18 protein-coding genes and 1 pseudogene are annotated in these 16,790 nt (G+C 64.8%); 10 read left to right on the top strand and 9 right to left on the bottom strand.

Annotated elements, in window-relative coordinates; all coding sequences use genetic code 11:
* Positions 1-10 precede the first annotated feature (10 nt).
* The 6 genes and pseudogenes from P1N55_RS02175 to P1N55_RS02150 form a co-directional block, all read right to left on the bottom strand.
* Complete coding sequence (locus tag P1N55_RS02175; RefSeq protein ID WP_276277384.1) at positions 11-934, bottom strand: ABC transporter permease; 924 nt, start codon at positions 932-934, stop codon at positions 11-13.
* The gene (locus tag P1N55_RS02170; RefSeq protein ID WP_276277383.1) at positions 931-1,911 is read right to left on the bottom strand and encodes an ABC transporter ATP-binding protein; all 981 of its coding nucleotides are present in this window, start codon (positions 1,909-1,911) and stop codon (positions 931-933) included. The genes P1N55_RS02175 and P1N55_RS02170 overlap by 4 nt, the downstream gene beginning before the upstream one ends.
* Positions 1,898-3,280: a nitrous oxide reductase family maturation protein NosD gene (gene nosD, locus P1N55_RS02165; protein WP_276277382.1), complete on the bottom strand. Its 1,383-nt coding sequence runs from the start codon at positions 3,278-3,280 to the stop codon at positions 1,898-1,900. The genes P1N55_RS02170 and nosD overlap by 14 nt, the downstream gene beginning before the upstream one ends.
* 2 nt (positions 3,281-3,282) lie before the next feature.
* Positions 3,283-4,059 carry a hypothetical protein gene (locus tag P1N55_RS02160; protein WP_276278661.1) on the bottom strand — a complete coding sequence of 259 codons (777 nt, stop codon included), beginning with the start codon at positions 4,057-4,059 and terminating at the stop codon, positions 3,283-3,285.
* Between the two features lie 33 nt (positions 4,060-4,092).
* Positions 4,093-6,069, bottom strand: a pseudogene (nosZ, locus tag P1N55_RS02155) (TAT-dependent nitrous-oxide reductase); the annotation flags it as partial.
* Between the two features lie 3 nt (positions 6,070-6,072).
* Complete coding sequence (locus P1N55_RS02150) at positions 6,073-6,591, bottom strand: plastocyanin/azurin family copper-binding protein (RefSeq protein ID WP_276277381.1); 519 nt, start codon at positions 6,589-6,591, stop codon at positions 6,073-6,075.
* A gap of 558 nt (positions 6,592-7,149) precedes the next feature.
* On the opposite strand from P1N55_RS02150, the gene P1N55_RS02145 reads away from it, so the two are divergent.
* From P1N55_RS02145 to P1N55_RS02125, 5 genes are all read left to right on the top strand, one after another.
* The gene (locus P1N55_RS02145; RefSeq protein WP_276277380.1) at positions 7,150-7,347 is read left to right on the top strand and encodes a DUF7511 domain-containing protein; all 198 of its coding nucleotides are present in this window, start codon (positions 7,150-7,152) and stop codon (positions 7,345-7,347) included.
* A 337-nt stretch (positions 7,348-7,684) separates the two neighbouring features.
* Positions 7,685-8,218, top strand: coding sequence for a DUF7344 domain-containing protein (locus P1N55_RS02140; protein ID WP_276277379.1), 534 nt, complete (start codon positions 7,685-7,687; stop codon positions 8,216-8,218).
* A 393-nt stretch (positions 8,219-8,611) separates the two neighbouring features.
* Complete coding sequence (locus P1N55_RS02135; protein ID WP_276277378.1) at positions 8,612-9,199, top strand: metal-dependent hydrolase; 588 nt, start codon at positions 8,612-8,614, stop codon at positions 9,197-9,199.
* A gap of 95 nt (positions 9,200-9,294) precedes the next feature.
* Entirely contained in the window at positions 9,295-9,582 is a 288-nt protein-coding gene (locus P1N55_RS02130; RefSeq protein WP_276277377.1) for a HalOD1 output domain-containing protein, read from the top strand.
* Between the two features lie 213 nt (positions 9,583-9,795).
* Positions 9,796-10,074: a DUF5658 family protein gene (locus P1N55_RS02125; protein ID WP_276277376.1), complete on the top strand. Its 279-nt coding sequence runs from the start codon at positions 9,796-9,798 to the stop codon at positions 10,072-10,074.
* Positions 10,075-10,099: 25 nt separating this feature from the next.
* Here the strand turns inward: P1N55_RS02125 and P1N55_RS02120 are convergent, their stop codons facing one another.
* Positions 10,100-10,633 (bottom strand): HTH domain-containing protein, encoded by a 534-nt coding sequence (locus P1N55_RS02120; protein WP_276277375.1) that lies wholly within the window; start codon positions 10,631-10,633, stop codon positions 10,100-10,102.
* Positions 10,634-11,303: 670 nt separating this feature from the next.
* Here P1N55_RS02120 and P1N55_RS02115 point away from each other — a divergent pair.
* The 4 genes from P1N55_RS02115 to aglF all read left to right on the top strand — a co-directional run bounded on the left by P1N55_RS02115 (position 11,304) and on the right by aglF (position 13,249).
* Complete coding sequence (locus tag P1N55_RS02115; protein WP_276277374.1) at positions 11,304-11,513, top strand: hypothetical protein; 210 nt, start codon at positions 11,304-11,306, stop codon at positions 11,511-11,513.
* Between the two features lie 104 nt (positions 11,514-11,617).
* The gene (locus P1N55_RS02110; RefSeq protein ID WP_276277373.1) at positions 11,618-12,238 is read left to right on the top strand and encodes a 3-keto-5-aminohexanoate cleavage protein; all 621 of its coding nucleotides are present in this window, start codon (positions 11,618-11,620) and stop codon (positions 12,236-12,238) included.
* A complete protein-coding gene (locus P1N55_RS02105; RefSeq protein WP_276277372.1) occupies positions 12,208-12,477 on the top strand; it encodes a 3-keto-5-aminohexanoate cleavage protein in 270 nt (89 codons plus the stop codon). The genes P1N55_RS02110 and P1N55_RS02105 overlap by 31 nt, the downstream gene beginning before the upstream one ends.
* Positions 12,478-12,520: 43 nt before the next feature.
* Complete coding sequence (aglF, locus tag P1N55_RS02100; protein ID WP_276277371.1) at positions 12,521-13,249, top strand: UTP--glucose-1-phosphate uridylyltransferase AglF; 729 nt, start codon at positions 12,521-12,523, stop codon at positions 13,247-13,249.
* Positions 13,250-13,291: 42 nt separating this feature from the next.
* On the opposite strand, the gene P1N55_RS02095 is transcribed toward aglF, so the two are convergent.
* Positions 13,292-14,827 (bottom strand): right-handed parallel beta-helix repeat-containing protein, encoded by a 1,536-nt coding sequence (locus P1N55_RS02095; RefSeq protein WP_276277370.1) that lies wholly within the window; start codon positions 14,825-14,827, stop codon positions 13,292-13,294.
* A gap of 122 nt (positions 14,828-14,949) precedes the next feature.
* The gene (locus P1N55_RS02090) at positions 14,950-16,308 is read right to left on the bottom strand and encodes a hypothetical protein (protein ID WP_276277369.1); all 1,359 of its coding nucleotides are present in this window, start codon (positions 16,306-16,308) and stop codon (positions 14,950-14,952) included.
* 109 nt (positions 16,309-16,417) lie between these two features.
* On the opposite strand from P1N55_RS02090, the gene P1N55_RS02085 reads away from it, so the two are divergent.
* On the top strand, positions 16,418-16,789 hold the full coding sequence (locus P1N55_RS02085; protein WP_276277368.1) for a hypothetical protein: 372 nt from the start codon (positions 16,418-16,420) through the stop codon (positions 16,787-16,789).
* Position 16,790: the final 1 nt, after the last annotated feature.

The raw sequence follows: 16,790 nt of genomic DNA, 5'->3' as shown, positions 1-16,790 counted from the left end.
CCACAGGCGGTCAGAGTCGCCGCCGGTAGATGGCCCGGCTCGCCAGGGCTATCGGCGCGACGGTCCAAGCGAGCAGCGCCGCGCCGACGACGGGCACCGAGAGGCCGGCCTGGGCCATGACGGCGCCGAAGCCGCCCGCGACGACGTCGACCTGCGAGAGCGCGAGGACCCGGAAGCAGTCGACGGGGTTGAGCAGGACCGCCGCTGCGACCGCTGTCCCGCCGGCGTCGAGCGTGGCGACCACGCCCAGCGCCACCAGGTCGTGGAGGAGCGCCATCCAGAGCCACAGCGCCAGCGCGACGCCCAGCGCGTGGGCCTTCTCCGCGACGAGCGTCGAGACGAGGACGGCGACGGCGAGCACCGCACACGCCATCAGTACCGCCGTCAGGACGACAGCGACGTACGTGCCGAGGCTCCCCAGCCCCAGGTACCGGACGGTCAGCAGCGCGCCGGGGACGAACCCGAGCAGCATCGCGCCGCCCAGCACGGCCGCCCGGCCGAGGTACGCGCCCGCGACGACCCGGCCCTGCGACACCGGGAGCGACAGCAGGAGCTCGAGCGACCCCTGCTCGTCGGCCCCGACGATAGTGTCGTACCCGAACGCGAGCGCGGCCAGCGGGACCAGGTAGACGCCGAGTTCCGCGAGCGTCGCCACGACGGCGTCGAACCGGCCGGGGCCGACGGACGTGGCCCCGAACTGGACGACGGCGGCGCTGAACAGACCGAACAGGAGGACGACGCCCAGCGCCCACCGACTCCGCACCGCGAGGCGATACTCGCGGGCGGCGACGGTGAGCACCGGCCAGTCGGGCAGCCGGAGGGCACCCCCGTCGGCGCGCAACTCGTTGGTGGCGCCCGCAGCGGCGAACCCGCCGTCTGGCTCTACCGCGGTGGCCCCGGGATGTTCTCCGTCGCCGCGTTCCTCGGGATTCATGCCGTCTCACCTCCGGCGGCGTCGCCGGGACTGGCGTCCGGCCCGGAAGTAGTAGACGCCGTCCCGACGGCCTCGTGGAAGGCGGCCTCCAGGCCGGGTTCGCGAACCTCGAACCGGTCGACTGCGTGGCGCTGTTGGACTATCGTCAGCAGGTCGTACGCGCTATCAGGCCGGCAGGTCACCTCGAGACGCGGGCCGGTCCGGGAGACGCTCCCGGCGCTCGCCTCGTCGCGAAGCGTCGCCGTGGCCGCCTGGGCCTCGTCGGCGTCGGCCAGCGTGAGGCGGACCGTGACCTCGTCGCCGGTCGCCCGCCGGAGCACCTCGACCGGCCCCTGCATCGCGACCCTGCCGTCGGCGACGACGACGGCCTCGTCACAGAGCTGCTCGATCTCGCTCAGCGCGTGCGAGGAGAAGACGATGGTCACCTCGGTCTCGGCCGCCAGCGACTCGACGATGTCGTGGAACGCCTGGATGCCCTCTGGGTCGAGGCCGGCGGTCGGTTCGTCGAGGACGAGCACCGACGGGTCGCCGACGAGTGCCGTCCCCAGGCCGAGCCGGCGGTTCATCCCGTTGGAGTAGCCGCTGACGGGACGGTCGGCCGCCTCGGCCAGCCCGATGGTGTGCAGGATGCGCTCGACGTGGTGGGCCCGCTTTTCGGCGGGCACCGACCGCATCCGAGTGTGGAAGCGGAGTATCTCCCGGCCGGTAAGGTTCGGCGGGAAGCCCGCGTGCTCGGGAAGGTAGCGCACCCGCTCGCGGACCGCCGGTCCGTCGGCCGGATCTAGACCCGCGACGCGGACGGTCCCGTCGTCGGGCCGGTTCAGGCCGACGAGCAGCTTGAACAGCGTGGTCTTTCCGGCGCCGTTGGTCCCGAACACGCCCAGGGTCGTCCCTCGCTCGACGGACAGGCTGAGCCCGTCGAGGGCCTGCACGTCGCCGTATCGCTTCGTCACGTCCTCGATGTCAATCGCGTTCATAGTAGGTCCTCCAGTTGTCGTGGGGCGGTTCGGTCAGCGGGCGGGCGTCGACCACGCCGGGTGACTCGATGACCGGCACGGCGGACTGTGCGAGACGGACGGCGTCGAACGCCGGGCTGCTCGCGAACACCCGCGCGGCCGGCGTCTCAGCGGTCAACTGCTGGACGGCCCCGGCGGGCTGGTAACGCGTCTCGCCGACGCCGTCGTCGTCCAGGTCGGTCGGGTTCGCGCCGGACCAGTAGTTCCCGACGCTCTCGTTCCAGGTGACCTGCTCGCTCATCACGGCCAGCACCGCCCGGTCGTTCCGGACGAAACTGTTGTTGACCACCGTCTCGTCTTTGCTGCCGGCCGCGATGTGGACGCCGACGTCGTTGCCGACGACCAGGTTGCTGGTGATCTCGTTGCTCACGGAGTTGTAGACGAACAGGCCGTTGTCGTTGCCGACCAGGTGGTTGCCGCTGATCTCCGTGTCGTCGATGCTCTTGACCAGCAGGCCGTGGCCCGACTGGCCGGTGTTGTTGACCGCGACGTTGTCCCGGATGACCAGGTGCTTCGAGACCATCAGCGCGTACCCGACGTCGTTGTCGAACGCGGTGTTGTTGTAGAGGTGGCAGTCGTCGGAGTACATGTAGTGGACCCCGTACCGGAGGTCCCACAGCGTGTTGTTGCTGGCTACCACGTCCTTGGCCCAGTTGTAGTAGAGGCCGTCGCGGACGGTCGTGATGGCGTTGTTCCGGATGATGGAGTCCTCGGTCTTCCAGATCTGGATGCCGTTGCCACGGTCGGTCAGTCGGGTGATCTCCTCGCGGCCGACGATGGTATTGTTCACGACGCGGGCGTCGCTGACGCCGTTCAGCCAGACGCCGAACGTCATGTCGGTGATGCGGCTGTCCCGTACCGTGACGTGGCTGGCGTTGACCAGGACCGCCGCGTCGTTCTCGGCGGTGCTGTAGCCGCTGTTGCGGACCCACAGGTCGCTGACGGTGACGCCGGGGGCATCGACGGTGAGCACGTCGCCCTCGCCGTCACCGTGGAGCAGGGCCGACCCCGGCTCCCCGCCGACGATGGTCAGGTTCGCAGTTCGGACGGTGACCGTCTCGTCGAAGCGCCCGTCGACACGGACCGTCTGGCCCGGTTCGGCCACGTCGACGGCTCGCTGGAGACTATCGTAGGACTCCCCGGCGACGGTCGCCGTGCCGTCGGCGGCCGGGGCGCTGAACCCGTCGGTCTCGGGGACGTCGGGGTCGAACACTAGGTCGCCGTCGGGTCGGTCCTGGCCGGCGACGGCGGCCGCCGCGACAACCGACAGGACGAGCACGGTGGCCGTCGCGACGGCGAACGCGCGTTCCGCGCGGTGGGTCTCGAACATGGTCAGTGGTCCTCGCGCTCGGCGTCGACGCGGGGTGGCGCTGACTCGCTCGGTTGCTCGGTTCGCTCGTCGGTCCCTCGTCCGACTGCCGCCGGCAGCCGCGAGAAGCCGTCACGAACCCGACCGGGGAGCTCGCCGAAGCGCACGTCTGCGTTCCGGTAGTAGAACGCCACGGCGAGCATCCCGACGGCGGTCATCGCCATGTACGCGCCGAGGCCGAACCGGGAGACGCTGGTGATGTTCGCCACCTCGTAGCGGCCCCACAGCGGCGGGGTGAAGCCGCTGACGCCCATCACGGGCGCGTCCGGGTCGAGGGTGTGGCCGGCCTGCCAGAGGCGGTACTGGATGTCGGCGACCATGACGGTAAAGACCGTCACGGTGCCGGCGAACTGGTAGGTCAGCCCCCGCTTGAGCTTCTCCGTGGTCGGTGCGATGGCGACGAAGACCGTCAGCAGCGAGACGGCGACGAACGCGACCGGCCCCAGCGACCACTCGGGGACGTCGATGGCTCGTTCCTCTACCGGGTAGTTGGGCTCGATGAACACCGGATCCGGGTAGTAGAACCCGATGTAGTGGTTCAGCCGCGCCATCTCGGTGAAGTCCCCGCTCAGGTGCGGGTAGGCGTACAGCTGGAGGTGCAGGATGGTGTCGGGGTACTGCACCGCCTTGACGCTAATCTCCCACATCGGGAAGGCGAGGGCTACCACGAACAGCACCGCCGCTAGCACGGGCAGGCCCCGCCTGACCTCGCCGAAGTCGTCGAGGGTGGGTCGTTGCATGACTGGGCACCTCCGGTGGGCGTTGTGACTAGTCTCCGCCGGTTCGACGATCATCCGGCTGCGCATCTCCAGGTGCAGGGCACTGCAGAAGTACGTACAGTAGATCCAGTACACGCCGGGGTCGTCGGCGGTGAAGGTGACGTGCTGGGTGTCCTGCGGTGCCACCGCGTAGTTGATGTCGTGTTCGGGGATGGCGACGCCGTGGATGATGTCCTGGACGCTCTCGATGTTGGTCGTCTTCAGCGTCACCTCGTCGCCCTGCTGCACGGTGAAGTCCGGCAGGCCGAACTCGGAGCGCTTCGTGGTCATCTTGACCTCGACGCTGTTCTCGCCGGTGCGCTCGACGCCGGAGTCGGCCTCCTCGATGTAGGTCTCCTCGTAGTCCGCCGGGTCGTAGACCTTCTTGGCGTCGATCTTGTCCCTGTGGGCGAACACGCAGTCGTGGGGCTCGGGATACGCCGGGTGGTCCGCGACCAGTTCCATCGAGGACTCCCCGTCGCCGATGTGGATGAGCTGGTCGTTGTCGGGCATGATGGGGCCGACCGGCAGGAAGCGGTCCTTCGAGAGCTTGTTCAGGCAGACGAGCCACTCGCCGTCGGGGTCGGTGGTCATCGCCTCCAGGGCCTGGATGTGTCCGGGGTTGTAGTGGACGTCCTGCTTCTCGATGATCGGGTCCTCGGACCCGGTCTCGGCCTCTACCGCCTGCTGGATGTCCCACTTGGCGACCTGGGAGTCGATGAACAGGGACGTGTAGGCGTGGCCGTTGCCGTCGAAGGTCGTGTGCAGCGGCCCGAGCCCGACTCGCGGCCGTCCGGCGACGACCTCCTCGGGGTCGCTGGAGTCGGCGAGCTTGTTGATGTCGAGCATCGTCACCGTCGGCGAGAGCTTGCCGGCGATGAAGGCGTAGTCGCCGTTGGGTCCGACCTCGACACAGTGGGGGCTCTTGGGCGTCGGGACGTACTTCACGATGGGACGGTCGCCCTGGTTGAGCGGGCTCTCTTGCGTGCCGTCGACGACGGGCACGCCGTTGACCTCCTCGTAGTTGCCGTTCTCGACGGCCTGCTCGATGGCCGGCACGTCGAAGGCCTTGACGTTGTCCCGGTCGTCCTTGGTCATGCCCTGGATGGCGGTCGCCTCCTCGCTGTTGTAACAGGAGGCGATGACCCACCGGCCTTCCTTCCCGGTGTCGTTGATGTCGAGGTTGCCGTCGACCTTGACCTGCCACTGGGCCTGCATGGACTCGGGGTCCACCGCGACGAGCAGGGACGTGTACTCGTCGGGGTTGGCGGCGTCCGTGCCGTCGTTGGGCAGCGGCGCGCGGAACTCGCCGTTGCCAAGCACGTACTTGGTGTCCGGCGAGAGCACCGTACAGCCGTGGATGGCCTGCATGTTCGGGACGTCGGTGATGGCGTCCGTCTCGAAGTACGTCAGGTTGACACGGGCGATGCGGCCGTTGGCCTTGTCGTTGACGAAGAGATACTCGCCGTCGTAGTCGCCGTCCGTCTCCGAGAGGTTCGGGTGGTGGTTGTCGCCCCAGGTGTAGTCGCCGGCGTCTTCGAGCATCTCCGTGCTGCGATCGGTGTAGCCGTACCCGCTCGCACAGTCCGTATTGAACACGGGGATGCGGGTCAGTTCGCGCATCGACGGGATGCCGACGATGCGCAGCTCGCCGGAGTGGCCCCCGGACCAGAACCCGTAGTACTCGTCGTGTTCGCCGGGTGCGACCAGGTGGTCCGCGGCGGACCCCCCGTCGGACTGGGACCCACCGGGGCTCCCGCTGCCGTTCGAGAGGCCGGAACACCCGGCCGCGGCGCCCATCGCGCCGACGGCCGCGCCGGCTTTCATGAAGTCACGACGGTTCAGGCTGAGGCCCGGCAGGTCGAGCGAGACGCCGTCGTCGTCCGGTTCTGGCGCGTCGACTTCGGCCAGCACCTCGTCTAAGGTCTGTTCGTACTCGTCGATGACGTCGTTCGGGTCGCGAATCTCGGACTCGTTGGAGTGCTGTGACATAGGTTACACCACCTTGATGGTACCGACCATCCCGTTCATCTCGTGGGGGATGCAGTAGTACTCGTACGTGCCGGTCGTCTCGAGGGTGACCTCGTAGGTCTCGCCCTTCGGGATGTTACCGCCCTGTTCGTCGCCGTAGGCGTCCTTCGCGGCCTGTTCAGAGTCGTAGCCGCCGGACGCGAAGTAGGAGGCGCCGTCCGGAATCTTGTCCTCGTAGGCCGTCACCGTGTGGCCGATGCTGCCGACGTTCTCGAAGGTGAGCGTCGTGCCCGCCTCGACTTTCACTTGCTTCGGTTCGTAGGCGAGGCCGTCGGTCATCTCGACCGTCGTCGCCTCGACGAACTCCGAACCGCTGTCGCCGTCGCCGCCGGAACCCTCCTCCGTCTCGATGGAGCCGCCGGAGTCGCTGCCACCGGCGTCGCTTCCCCCGGAGTCGCTGCCACCGGAGGAAGAGCACCCGGCGATCCCTGCGCCGACAGCCGACACGGCGAGTCCACGGACGAACGTTCTACGCGTGGTCATGATGCCTCACAGTTCGACGTGAGGGAGACTCCCCTATATACGGGGAACTAGGCTTTCACCGGGCAGGAACCCACCCGAATACGTTCGGGACGTCTTCATATACCCCCGATGAAGCGCCCCGGGGAGTGATGCTGTGGCCCCTCACGCACCGAGCAGTTCAGTGCCGCGTGCGCCGGCGGCGCGCGACCCGAGTCGACAACCTCGAACGTTACAGGAACACGGAATTCGCTATGCTTTTCACCAATATGGCCCCATTATAGACTTATCTAGTTATGTTATCTGGATGCTCAATTATTAAAACTGCGTTTGGATATATATGTCTCGTATATGGGTCAAAATTTCCGAACGCTTCTAAGAAATCTCGCTCACTATAGCCGAAAGATGCAAACACCCCTCTGGAGGAAGAGGCATCACAGCCAACGGCACGCGCTGACTGTGACTCACCCACACTCGACCGTCCAGGGGTTCGATGCGTTGATCGTGTCGTAAACCGGGCCTAACTGTTATCAGTATGTCAATAACCTTGTCGTCAACGGGGAGACTCCTTTGCGAAGAAGAATGGCACGGTTTGACACGGATGGCAACTCGGAAGGGGTGCTCGACGACGAAGAAGTCTGCCGGACTGTCATCGAACGGTCCCGGCAGCGTCCCGATCGGTGCACGATATTCGACACCGACTCGAGCGGGAAGATGAGCGCGACGCGCTGGCTGTCCGCGACGGAGGGCTCGTTCGTGTTCTCCGAACTGATGCGATAAGTCCGGGCCCCGAGACTCGCGTGTCGCGGAGGGATGCATCGCTCGGCAGGTCCGTCCGTCGGTCAGCGGACTGGGGGGAGTACTGCCCGACGGGACGCAGCGTGGGACGAGTCACGCGTTTTCGAGTGCGACAGACACGGTTGCTCCTCAGTAATGCTACCCGACGCTACCGACCGGTAATCCCGTTAATGACCGTGCACGTGAGCGTTAATTCGTATTTACCCATAGGGTCTCAGGTAACGTAGTTGTAACAATGCATTACCCGGAGGAGGGTACGTGTAGCCACTGACAAACCAGTGACAGCCTCTGGACGGCAAGGAGAACTTGAACGGAACCAATGTCAACTGATAATACGGAACTCTCGCGGGACCGTGTCTTCGACATCCTCAGTAGTCCGAGACGCCGCTACGTGCTCCACTACCTGCGAACTGAGGAGAGCCCCATCGAGCTGACGGCACTCGCCGAAGAGGTCGCAGCCTGGGAGAACGACACGACCGTCGAGAAACTATCGTCGCAGGACCGAAAACGGGTCTACGTATCGCTCTATCAAACGCATATCCCCAAGCTCTCGGAAGCGGGACTCATCGAGTACGACTCCGAGTCCGGAGACGTGGCGCTCTCGAACCAGGCGTCTGAGATCGACCCTTACCTCGGGACCGAGAACGACGAGCGACCGTGGTACCTCTACTACATGGTGCTCGCGGCAGCGAACGTCGTCCTGCTCGCGTTCACGAGCCTGGGCTTCCTGGGCATCGGCGAGACAGCCGTCGCGTTCGTCGTGGTTGCCTCGTTTCTGGTGCTCACTGCGGTGCACGCCGCCATCCATTACCGGGAGCAGTCAGGGGCCTCGGGCGGCTTCGAAGAAATGTAAGTTCGCGTTACCGCCGTCGCTGGTCACCGCGTCGCGTCTCTCACTCCTCGTCGTCCGCGCTCTGTTCGGGCATGAGCTGTTCCGGTTTCCGCATGTAGACCGGCGTCTTTGCGAACTCGGCGATTCGTTCCATCTCGCTTTCAGAAATGAACTCTGGCATTACACGAGTCCACGACAGCCGAAGACATAGTAATTCAGACCGTATAGCCGAGTAGTGGCCGTGTTCTTCCGGCGTGGTAGTTTATTTATTCCTGAGTAAACAAACGTCAGACCCTGCAGAAAGGTACGAATACAACGTTCGTACGCGTAGTATCACTATAACAACTGGCGACTCGGTAGTAGCAGGCCTGTGAACAAGCCAGGACCGTCGTCACGAGGGGAAGTGACTGCCTGATGTGGCCGTGGGAACATCTCGCCGTCGGATACATCGCGTTCTCGCTCCTCCAGCGGGCACGCGACGGCCGGGGCGTCCGGACGTCGGCGGCTGTCGCCCTCGCGCTGGGGACCCAGCTGCCTGATCTCGTCGACAAACTGCTTGGATGGGGCCTCGGTGTGCTGCCTGGCGGGCGATCGCTCGGACACTCCCTGTTGTTCGTCGTGCCGGTGGTTGTAGTCGGGTATCTGGTCGCGCGACACCTCGGCCGACGGGACGTCGGGACGGCGTTCGCCGTCGGCTACCTGTTTCACCTCCCGGGCGACATGGCCTACCCCGCGCTGCTGGGCGGCGACGTGGCGTACCGCTTCCTCCTCTGGCCGATCGTCCCCGCGCCCGAGTCTGAACCGGTGACGATACTCGGCCGGACGCTCGAGTTACTGACGTATTTCACCGGCGAGCTGACGAGCAGTGCCGGGCCCGTCTACATCGTGTTCGAGGCGCTGTTGCTGGGGACGGCGCTGGTCCTGTGGCTGCGAGACGGGCATCCGGGGCTCCCGACGAGCGGCCGTCGCCGCACCGCAGACGAGAACACGCCCTCGCGATAGGGGCCGGATACTACCCACTCAGTATCAGGTTACTCAAAGATTATATATTCACGGACACTACTCTCAGGTACTGGCCGATCCAGTAGTGTAGTATCATGGCCGAAACAAAGCCCAACTCAGAACGAATCGACAGTCAGCACGGCGCCTACCGGGGTTATATTCCGAACGAACAACTCGCGACGCAGACTATCGCCAGAATGCTCGCGGAGATAGAGGGGTGTAGTCCGTTGGACGTCGGCCCGTTGGCAGACGATATCGATACGGACGCGCTGAACAAACTCGTAGCACAGAATACCGACGAGGACTTCCGGATCACCTTCTCCATCGACGGTTACACGGCCGAGGTCGCCGGCGACCGGTCCGTGGTCCTCACCCCCAGGTAACGTCTTATCCGGCCCATCTGTTCTCTTCATTCGATAGGGCGCTGGTAATCCGAGGTTACGGTTTGATTCCGCCGGTACTGAGCTCGTTACCTTGTAGTGTCATGTCGATGAAGAGGTATGTCCGACCAGCGAGGGTCAGTGAACGTCGGCTGGTTCTACGTTCGGCCGCCCGTGGGGTGGGTCTCGTCTCTCGAACGAGGACTCTGGGCTCTGGTGCTGGGGACAGCCACGGCAGATACCGTCCTCACACTCGTCGGTCTCCAGCTCTGTTTCGTGGAGGCGAACCCGGTCGCCGCGTGGGCGATCGAACGGATGGGCGGGCTGGGGCTGATACTGCTGAAGGGGGGTGCCCTGGTGGTCCTCTACGGCGTCGTCGAGCGGCTTCCGGTGAAGTACGCGCTCGCGGCACTGGTGGGATTCACCATCCCCCAGCTGACCGCGACGGTGCTCAACACGATGCTCTTTATCAATCACGCGGCGGCCTGCGTCTGAGACGCGTGTCCCCCGAGAGGGGAACTTACTCTGTCGCCGGCGTCCCGGCGACGTGTTCTGTTGATTGATCCGCCCGGGCTTCCAGGATCTCGACGGCGTCCCTGACTGTGTAGCACTCGCCGTCGATGATACAGGGGAAGACGCCCACGAGTTCGTCTGCCTCGTACATCGCAGTGCACTGACTCGGTGGGACGATACTCCTGAACGACTGTCCGGTCATCGACGAGTCGACATCCTTGATTCGGAAGTGCGGAGAGATGTTCACGTCTTCGTCCGCCGCGAACGCGAAGAAGTCGCCGATGGTTTCGACGATGTGTTTGCCGCTGTCGAGCGAGGCGAGCGGTCCCTCCGTACAGATTCGCCTCCCCCACACCGTCACACACACGTCACCCAGCCGTTCGTTCGCTTGGAGTTCGGTGAGCGTATCGACGAGCCGTCCCTGTGACTCGTGATTCTCGACCGGAGCGAGCGTCTGGACGAAAAACTCGATGCGACTCTCTGGTCCCGGAGTTGGCAGATACGCTCCGATGGGAGATTCGGTGCCGCTGTAGTTGTCCATTCGTCTCGCTCGACTAGTTTCCAGGGTATAGATAAAACTGTAGCAGACCGTTTCGACGGTAATTCCGGTGTTTCGTGACCGTTCACGTCGGTTGATTCGAACTAATCGACGGTTGCTCGCAGGGGGGTCGGGGCACCCGCTCAGAGTCGGCTACCCGGGTACGATAAGTACGAGCTTATCGTCGAGAGACAGGAGTGTCGTCCCGCCCTCCCATCGCACAGTGTGTTCCTGAGAGCGATACCAGACGCCGAGGACGACCTGACTGAGTCCGTGTGCAAACCGGGAGCGTCGACCGCAGTTCTGTGGCTCGGTCGATCCTCGGCGGGCGAGAGCGAGCGCCTCGGCGGCCGGGGCCGAACAGCCTCCCCGTTCTATCCGTTTAGGTCCAGTAATCTGGACTTACCACGTTATCGAGGGTTGTAGACCGTTCGTCTGTCGGACGAAGCGCGCACCGGCGACCGACCACCCGATGCCAGACTGGTACGTATCTGGGATGTACAAGATAGTATACTGTCAGCAGTTGGCTGGTACTTTGACGCAAATCCTTTTCAGGTAGTATGTTCTTTCCGCGATATGGACCGACGTGGACGAACCGGTGGGCGGCGTAAAGTTGGACTTACTCGCATCGATCAGCGGCCCTGGCAGGCCGATGCCAGGGAGGCCTGAAGACATGGCACAGCTCGGTGAGGAGACAAGCTGGGACGACGTCCCCGACGACCCGCACCCCGAGAAGCACCTCGGGTACGAGATGGAGGAGCTCACGGTCATCGAATCGGCCACGGACTCGAAGTACATCTTTCTCCCGGCCGACGAGTCCCAGCTCGGCGAAGAGGAGTTCATCGTCGTCGGAAAGCGCGCGCTCTGTGAACTGAAACAGTAACGCGCCGTCGTGGACCGCGCGCCGCCGGATACGCACCTAATAACAATACCCCGTTCTGGCCTAGCCACCGGTATCAGTTCCTGCCTGGGGGACTCGACGAAACGATGACTTACCACGACTATCTGCGAGGCGACGATCTGATTCTCAGCCTCGCACCGACCGGCTACCGCGAGCCAGACGAACAGACGAGTTACGTACCCGTGACGCCCGAGGAGATCGCAACAGCCGTCTACGAGGGCCAGCTGCAGGGGGTCAGCATCGCACACGTCCACGGTCGGAGCGACGACGGGACGCCGGAGCCGAGGCGCCTGCCCGCGGTCGCACGCGCCATCAGGGCCCAGACGACCGACGTGCTGGTCGAGTACGGCGTCGGCCCGGACACCGAACTGGGTGACTACCTCGACGTCATCGACCAGGGCCCGCGGCCGGACATCGCGGAGGTGCGGGTCGGTCCAGAGCAGTACGGGCACCGCGGGGTCAGCACGGTGAACCGCCGCGACGTCGACCGGTTCCTCAAGGAGCTTCCGGGACCGGGACGTCAAGCCCAACCTGCTCGTGACCAGCGGGCGGGACCTCAACGAGGTGTACCGACTCGTTCGGTCCAACGTCGTCGAATCCGATCCGCTCCTGACGCTCAAAATCGGGGCGCGCGACGGGACGGTGGCGACGCCACAGGTGTTGCTGGCGCTGCTCGATGCCGCCCGACCAGGCCAACGTCCTCGTGAGTGCGAGCGGCCCCAACCAGTACCCCCTGACCACCATCGCCACCTTCTACGGCGCACACGTGCGGACCGGGATGGAGGACAACCTCTATCTCGACCGCGAGACCCCGGTGCAGGACAACGCCCAGCTCGTCCAGCGGGTCGGCGAACTCGTCTTCCACTCCCAGCGCTCGTTTGCCACCTTCGAGGTGGCGCGAGACATCATCTCGGTTGGCGACCAGCAACGCGACATCAGTGCCTGAGAAGCGGACGTATACTTTATACCGGTCTGCTGGTATCCAGCCCATGGACGCTGTCATTCTCGCGGCCGGTGAGGGGACGAGGCTCCGCCCGTTGACCGACGACAAGCCCAAGGGCATGGTCGAGATCGACGGGCGCCCGATTCTGACCGACTGCTTCGAACAGCTGCGCGACCTGGGCGCGACGGCGTTTCACCTCGTCGTCGGCTATCGCAAGGAGGACATCATCAGTCACTTCGGCGACGAGTACGTCGGCATCCCGATCACGTACGCCCACCAACGCGAGCAGGCTGGCCTCGCCCACGCCCTGCTGACCGTCGAGGACCGCATCGACGACGACTTCATGCTGATACTGGGCGACAACGTCTTCCGGGCGAACCTAGCGGACGTCGTCAACCGCCAGCACGAGGCCAGGGCGGACGCCGCGTTCCTCGTCGAGGAGATTCCCTGGGACGAGGCGAGCCGCTACGGCGTCTGTGACACGAACGAGTTCGGCGAGATAACCGCCGTCGTCGAGAAACCGGCCGACCCGCCATCGAACCTGGTGATGACCGGGTTCTACACGTTCTCGCCGGCCATCTTCCACGCCTGTCACCTCGTCCAGCCCTCGGACCGCGGCGAGTACGAGCTGTCCGACGCCATCGACCTCCTGTTGCACTCCGGACGGACCATCGACGCGATTCCGATAGACGGCTGGCGCATCGACGTCGGCTACCCCGAGGACCGCGACGAGGCCGACCGTCGACTGCAGTCGGCGGTCACACAGACGCAGTAACGCACCTGCAGTGTCGCTGTGGGCGCCACACCGCTTGCTGGCCTACGAGGAGGTATCGCCGTCACCGACCGAGACGTTCCCACCGCGACTCCGCTGTGACGCCTCGATGGGCAGGTCGGTACACTCGCTGGTGCTGGTCAGGTCCTGGACGTTGACCGTCGAAGCGATGTTCGTGATGTCCGCACCCTGGACGTCGATGTTGAGGTCGCGGATCGTCGTGTCGTTGGAGTCGTTGATCAGGATGGCGTCGCGGAACTGGCTCCAGAGGATGCACCCGCCCTCGATGAGCGACCCCGGGCGCCCGTTGATTTCGATGATCGGTTTGCCGTAGGAGCTGCCCATGGCGACGAGATTCTGTATCGTCACGTTCCACGGGCGCTCGGCCGTGACGCCGAGGCGGGGGTCGCGCGGGTCGTCTATCTTCAGTGCCTGGACGCCGTCGGCGTCGATCTCGAACCGGCAGTCAACCACCTCGAAGGCGCCGGCCGAGCCGTCGGCCCACACCGCCGCTTTCGTCCGCTCGGGCGTATTCTTGACGATGAACTCACAGTTCTCAATACGGCCACCGGTCTTGCCGAGCCTGCCCGTCTCCCAGATGATACCGTGAGGGTTGATGAGCGAGCCGCGGCTGTCCGGATGCAGCGTCTCGGCGTCGATGACGAACCGGCTGTTCTCTACTACCGACCCCTCGCCGCCGATGCGCAGGCTGGTCTGGTTGTTGTTCTCGAAGAGACAGTCCGAGATGCGGACGGACCCCGGGGTCCGGGAGGCGTAGATGGCGTTCGTCCCCGTATTCGAGATGTGGGAGTTCCGGATGTGCAGGTCGCCGACGTGTCGTTGGCCGAGCCAGATACAGCCAGCGTTCGCGTTGTTGTCGAGGTGGCCGTGGGAGACGATGTCGGTCGGCCCGGTGCGGACCAGTCCGTCGACGACGGCGGTCCCGCCGGGGTCTAGGGCCATCGGCACCAGGTTGTCGATTGCCCCCTTCTCGACGACCGGATTGAAGCCGATGAACTCGACGTCCTGGACGTGGACCTTGTCCTCGGCCCGCATGACCAAGCCGAGGCTCCCCTCCCTGGATTGGCTGTAGTCGAACGCCACGTTCTCGACGAGCTGGCCGCTGCCGCCGTCGGAGTTGACGAATCGGCGGCCCTTGCCGGGCGTCGTGACGAAACGGACGTCGCGGGGGTTCTTGCCGAGGCCGAGCACGCCCCAGTTGGTGACCGGTTCGGCCGGCGGTTCGGTCTCGAAGCGGTAGGTTCCCGGAGGGAACGTGATGAGGACGTTCCCCTGTTCGAACGTGGAGAGCAACTGGTCGTCGATCGGGTTCTTGCCCTTCGGGTCCATCCCCAGGTCGTCGACGGCGTGAACCACCGTCTCGAAGGAGATTCCGTGACGTGGATTCAGGGAGCCGGAGGGCTCGGGGGTCGGTGTCTCACTGGCGGGCGGCTCCTCGGTCCGGTTCGAGGGCGTCGGCTCTGTATCCCCGTCATCGTCCGACGACAGGGACGCACAGCCAGCGAGCACCCCCGCCCCGGCGAGTGCGGCGCTCCTAGTGAGAAAATCGCGTCGCTTCACGTTGGCTGACGATTGGCTCCTGCGTGCAAGGTTATTGATGGCCTACTGGCGATGAGGCCGTCGTCAGTGGACGAACACGGCCGGCGAAACTCACGTGACACCCAGTGTCGACCCCCGGGCCATCACTCGTCGATGTAGTAGACGTTGACGTCGCCGTTCGACTGGACGCGATGGACGCCGTCTGTGGTCTTTATGCGCTCGAAGCCCGCCTCGGTGTACCGGAAGCCGTTGTACACCTCGAGGTCGCGGGTCCGATCGTACTGGCTGATGACGAGATACTTGTCAGTGTCGTAGACCCCTGTCACCCCCCCGTTGAACACCGTCTCGTTGAACACCTCCGGGCCACGGTCGCGCCCATCCTCGCTGTACTGGAGAGCGTTGATGAAGCGGCCGGCGCCCATCCGCACCCCGCCGAAGATGCGCACCTCCTTGTCCTGGTTCTCCAGCAGCGTGTCGTACCCGTTCATCTCCGTCTCGGTCACCTGCGCGTTCGGCAGGAGGATGAACGGCGAGGCGAACGCCACGAGCAGGGCCGCCGCGAGGACCACTACCGTCGCCACGCCGAGCACCGGACGCAGGTCACGCCGGAACGGGGTCGAAGCGACGTGAAAGAGCGCGATGGCCCCGAGAATGGTCACCAGGACCATCCCGAACCCGACCTGCCTGAAGAGGTAGGCATCGATGTCGCCCAGGAAGTGGACGCCCAGGAACGGGATGAGCACGAGGCCGCCGTACGCGAAGTAGATGACGACCCCGTCGGTCTTCTGTGACCGGGCCTGGAAGCGCGAGGAGAGTACGCTGAGGACCAGGCCGCCGGCCAGCAGCGAGTAGATGGTGCTGACGCCGAACAGCTTCACGAATATCTCGGCGAGGCTGGCACCGGCCGCGGCCGTCGATTCGCCGTGTTGCTGGACGACTTGCCCGGCCTCCTCGTTGCCGGTGATGGTCTCCTGGACGCCGGTTATCATCAGATCGAGCACGCGATACGTGTTCTCGAACTGACCGGCCCAGAGCGCGAACACGACGGCCAGCAGGACGAACTGGCCGTAGATACCCCGCATCTGGGAGACCGCGTGCTCCTTAGATCGGCGCCGGTAGACGAACTGCACCAGCGTGATGGTCCCAAAGAGGAGCAACACGTTGAACGCGGCCTGGGGGTGCAAGAAGACGACCGCCACGAGGGCGACGGGGAGGACGAGCCCCGTCGGCGACAGGAACCGCGGCAGGGCCTCGTCGACGTGTTTCTTCGTCACGTGCGCGAACAGCAGATAATAGATGAAGGCGGTAAACAGAATCGTCATCGAGAACGTGTGAAAGCTCTCGTGGGTGCTGATGTGGTTTATCGGCATCATCAGGAACCCCGAGAAGACGCCGACGAAGATCGCCTTCCGGTTCGAGTACAGCACGTAGAGTGCCAGCGGGACGAACACGACGAAGAGCAGTTTCACCAGGAGCGTCACGTAGAGCATTGACTGAGTCATCTCGACGCCCGACGGCGGCGAGGAACACTGAGATCATGTGGAACCCGGGGTATATCATCTCCTGTGGGGCGAGCATCCCGTCGGCAATGTCGCGCGCCCAGCCGAGGTGGTGCAGGGAATCGCCGTGACCGTAGAACAGGTACCCACGGATGATCGGGAGGGCGAAGATACTCAGCACACCGAGGACGGCGAGCAAGAGTGCGAGCGAGCCCAGTCGGTTGTCGTAGGCCCCGATGGCCACGCCGATCGCAACGAGGAGCGCAATCGAGAGGCCGACCCAGTACAGCAGCGGCGTGCCCGAGTATATCGATACTTCGTAACCGGTGGCAGGGCTGTTGTGCGCGGTGACGAAGGCGAAGACGAGGGCGCCGAACCCGACGAGCAGGGCGGCTTTGAGCCCGTATTGTCGCCGGTTGGACCGACGGTTCCCAGTCCCGTTCATGATGCCATCTTGCTCCCGCTAGACGGTGTTCCCAGATAGT

The organism is Haloarcula regularis (assembly GCF_029338315.1).
Taxonomy (GTDB): Archaea; Halobacteriota; Halobacteria; order Halobacteriales; family Haloarculaceae; genus Haloarcula; species Haloarcula regularis.
Note: the sequence above shows the minus strand (reverse complement) of the source record. Positions and strands in the feature narration are given on the sequence as shown.

Bases quoted from the DNA above. Each gene is read 5' to 3' on its own strand.
- P1N55_RS02120 (WP_276277375.1), bottom strand. From the start codon at position 10,633: ATGGACAACTACAGCGGCACCGAATCTCCCATCGGAGCGTATCTGCCA.
- P1N55_RS02145 (WP_276277380.1), top strand. From the start codon at position 7,150: ATGGCACGGTTTGACACGGATGGCAACTCGGAAGGGGTGCTCGACGAC.
- P1N55_RS02115 (WP_276277374.1), top strand. From the start codon at position 11,304: ATGGCACAGCTCGGTGAGGAGACAAGCTGGGACGACGTCCCCGACGAC.
- P1N55_RS02160 (WP_276278661.1), bottom strand. From the start codon at position 4,059: ATGCAACGACCCACCCTCGACGACTTCGGCGAGGTCAGGCGGGGCCTG.
- P1N55_RS02150 (WP_276277381.1), bottom strand. From the start codon at position 6,591: ATGACCACGCGTAGAACGTTCGTCCGTGGACTCGCCGTGTCGGCTGTC.
- P1N55_RS02090 (WP_276277369.1), bottom strand. From the start codon at position 16,308: ATGACTCAGTCAATGCTCTACGTGACGCTCCTGGTGAAACTGCTCTTC.
- P1N55_RS02105 (WP_276277372.1), top strand. From the start codon at position 12,208: ATGCCGCCCGACCAGGCCAACGTCCTCGTGAGTGCGAGCGGCCCCAAC.
- aglF (WP_276277371.1), top strand. From the start codon at position 12,521: ATGGACGCTGTCATTCTCGCGGCCGGTGAGGGGACGAGGCTCCGCCCG.
- P1N55_RS02140 (WP_276277379.1), top strand. From the start codon at position 7,685: ATGTCAACTGATAATACGGAACTCTCGCGGGACCGTGTCTTCGACATC.
- P1N55_RS02130 (WP_276277377.1), top strand. From the start codon at position 9,295: ATGGCCGAAACAAAGCCCAACTCAGAACGAATCGACAGTCAGCACGGC.
- P1N55_RS02170 (WP_276277383.1), bottom strand. From the start codon at position 1,911: ATGAACGCGATTGACATCGAGGACGTGACGAAGCGATACGGCGACGTG.
- nosD (WP_276277382.1), bottom strand. From the start codon at position 3,280: ATGTTCGAGACCCACCGCGCGGAACGCGCGTTCGCCGTCGCGACGGCC.
- P1N55_RS02175 (WP_276277384.1), bottom strand. From the start codon at position 934: ATGAATCCCGAGGAACGCGGCGACGGAGAACATCCCGGGGCCACCGCG.
- P1N55_RS02110 (WP_276277373.1), top strand. From the start codon at position 11,618: ATGACTTACCACGACTATCTGCGAGGCGACGATCTGATTCTCAGCCTC.
- P1N55_RS02135 (WP_276277378.1), top strand. From the start codon at position 8,612: ATGTGGCCGTGGGAACATCTCGCCGTCGGATACATCGCGTTCTCGCTC.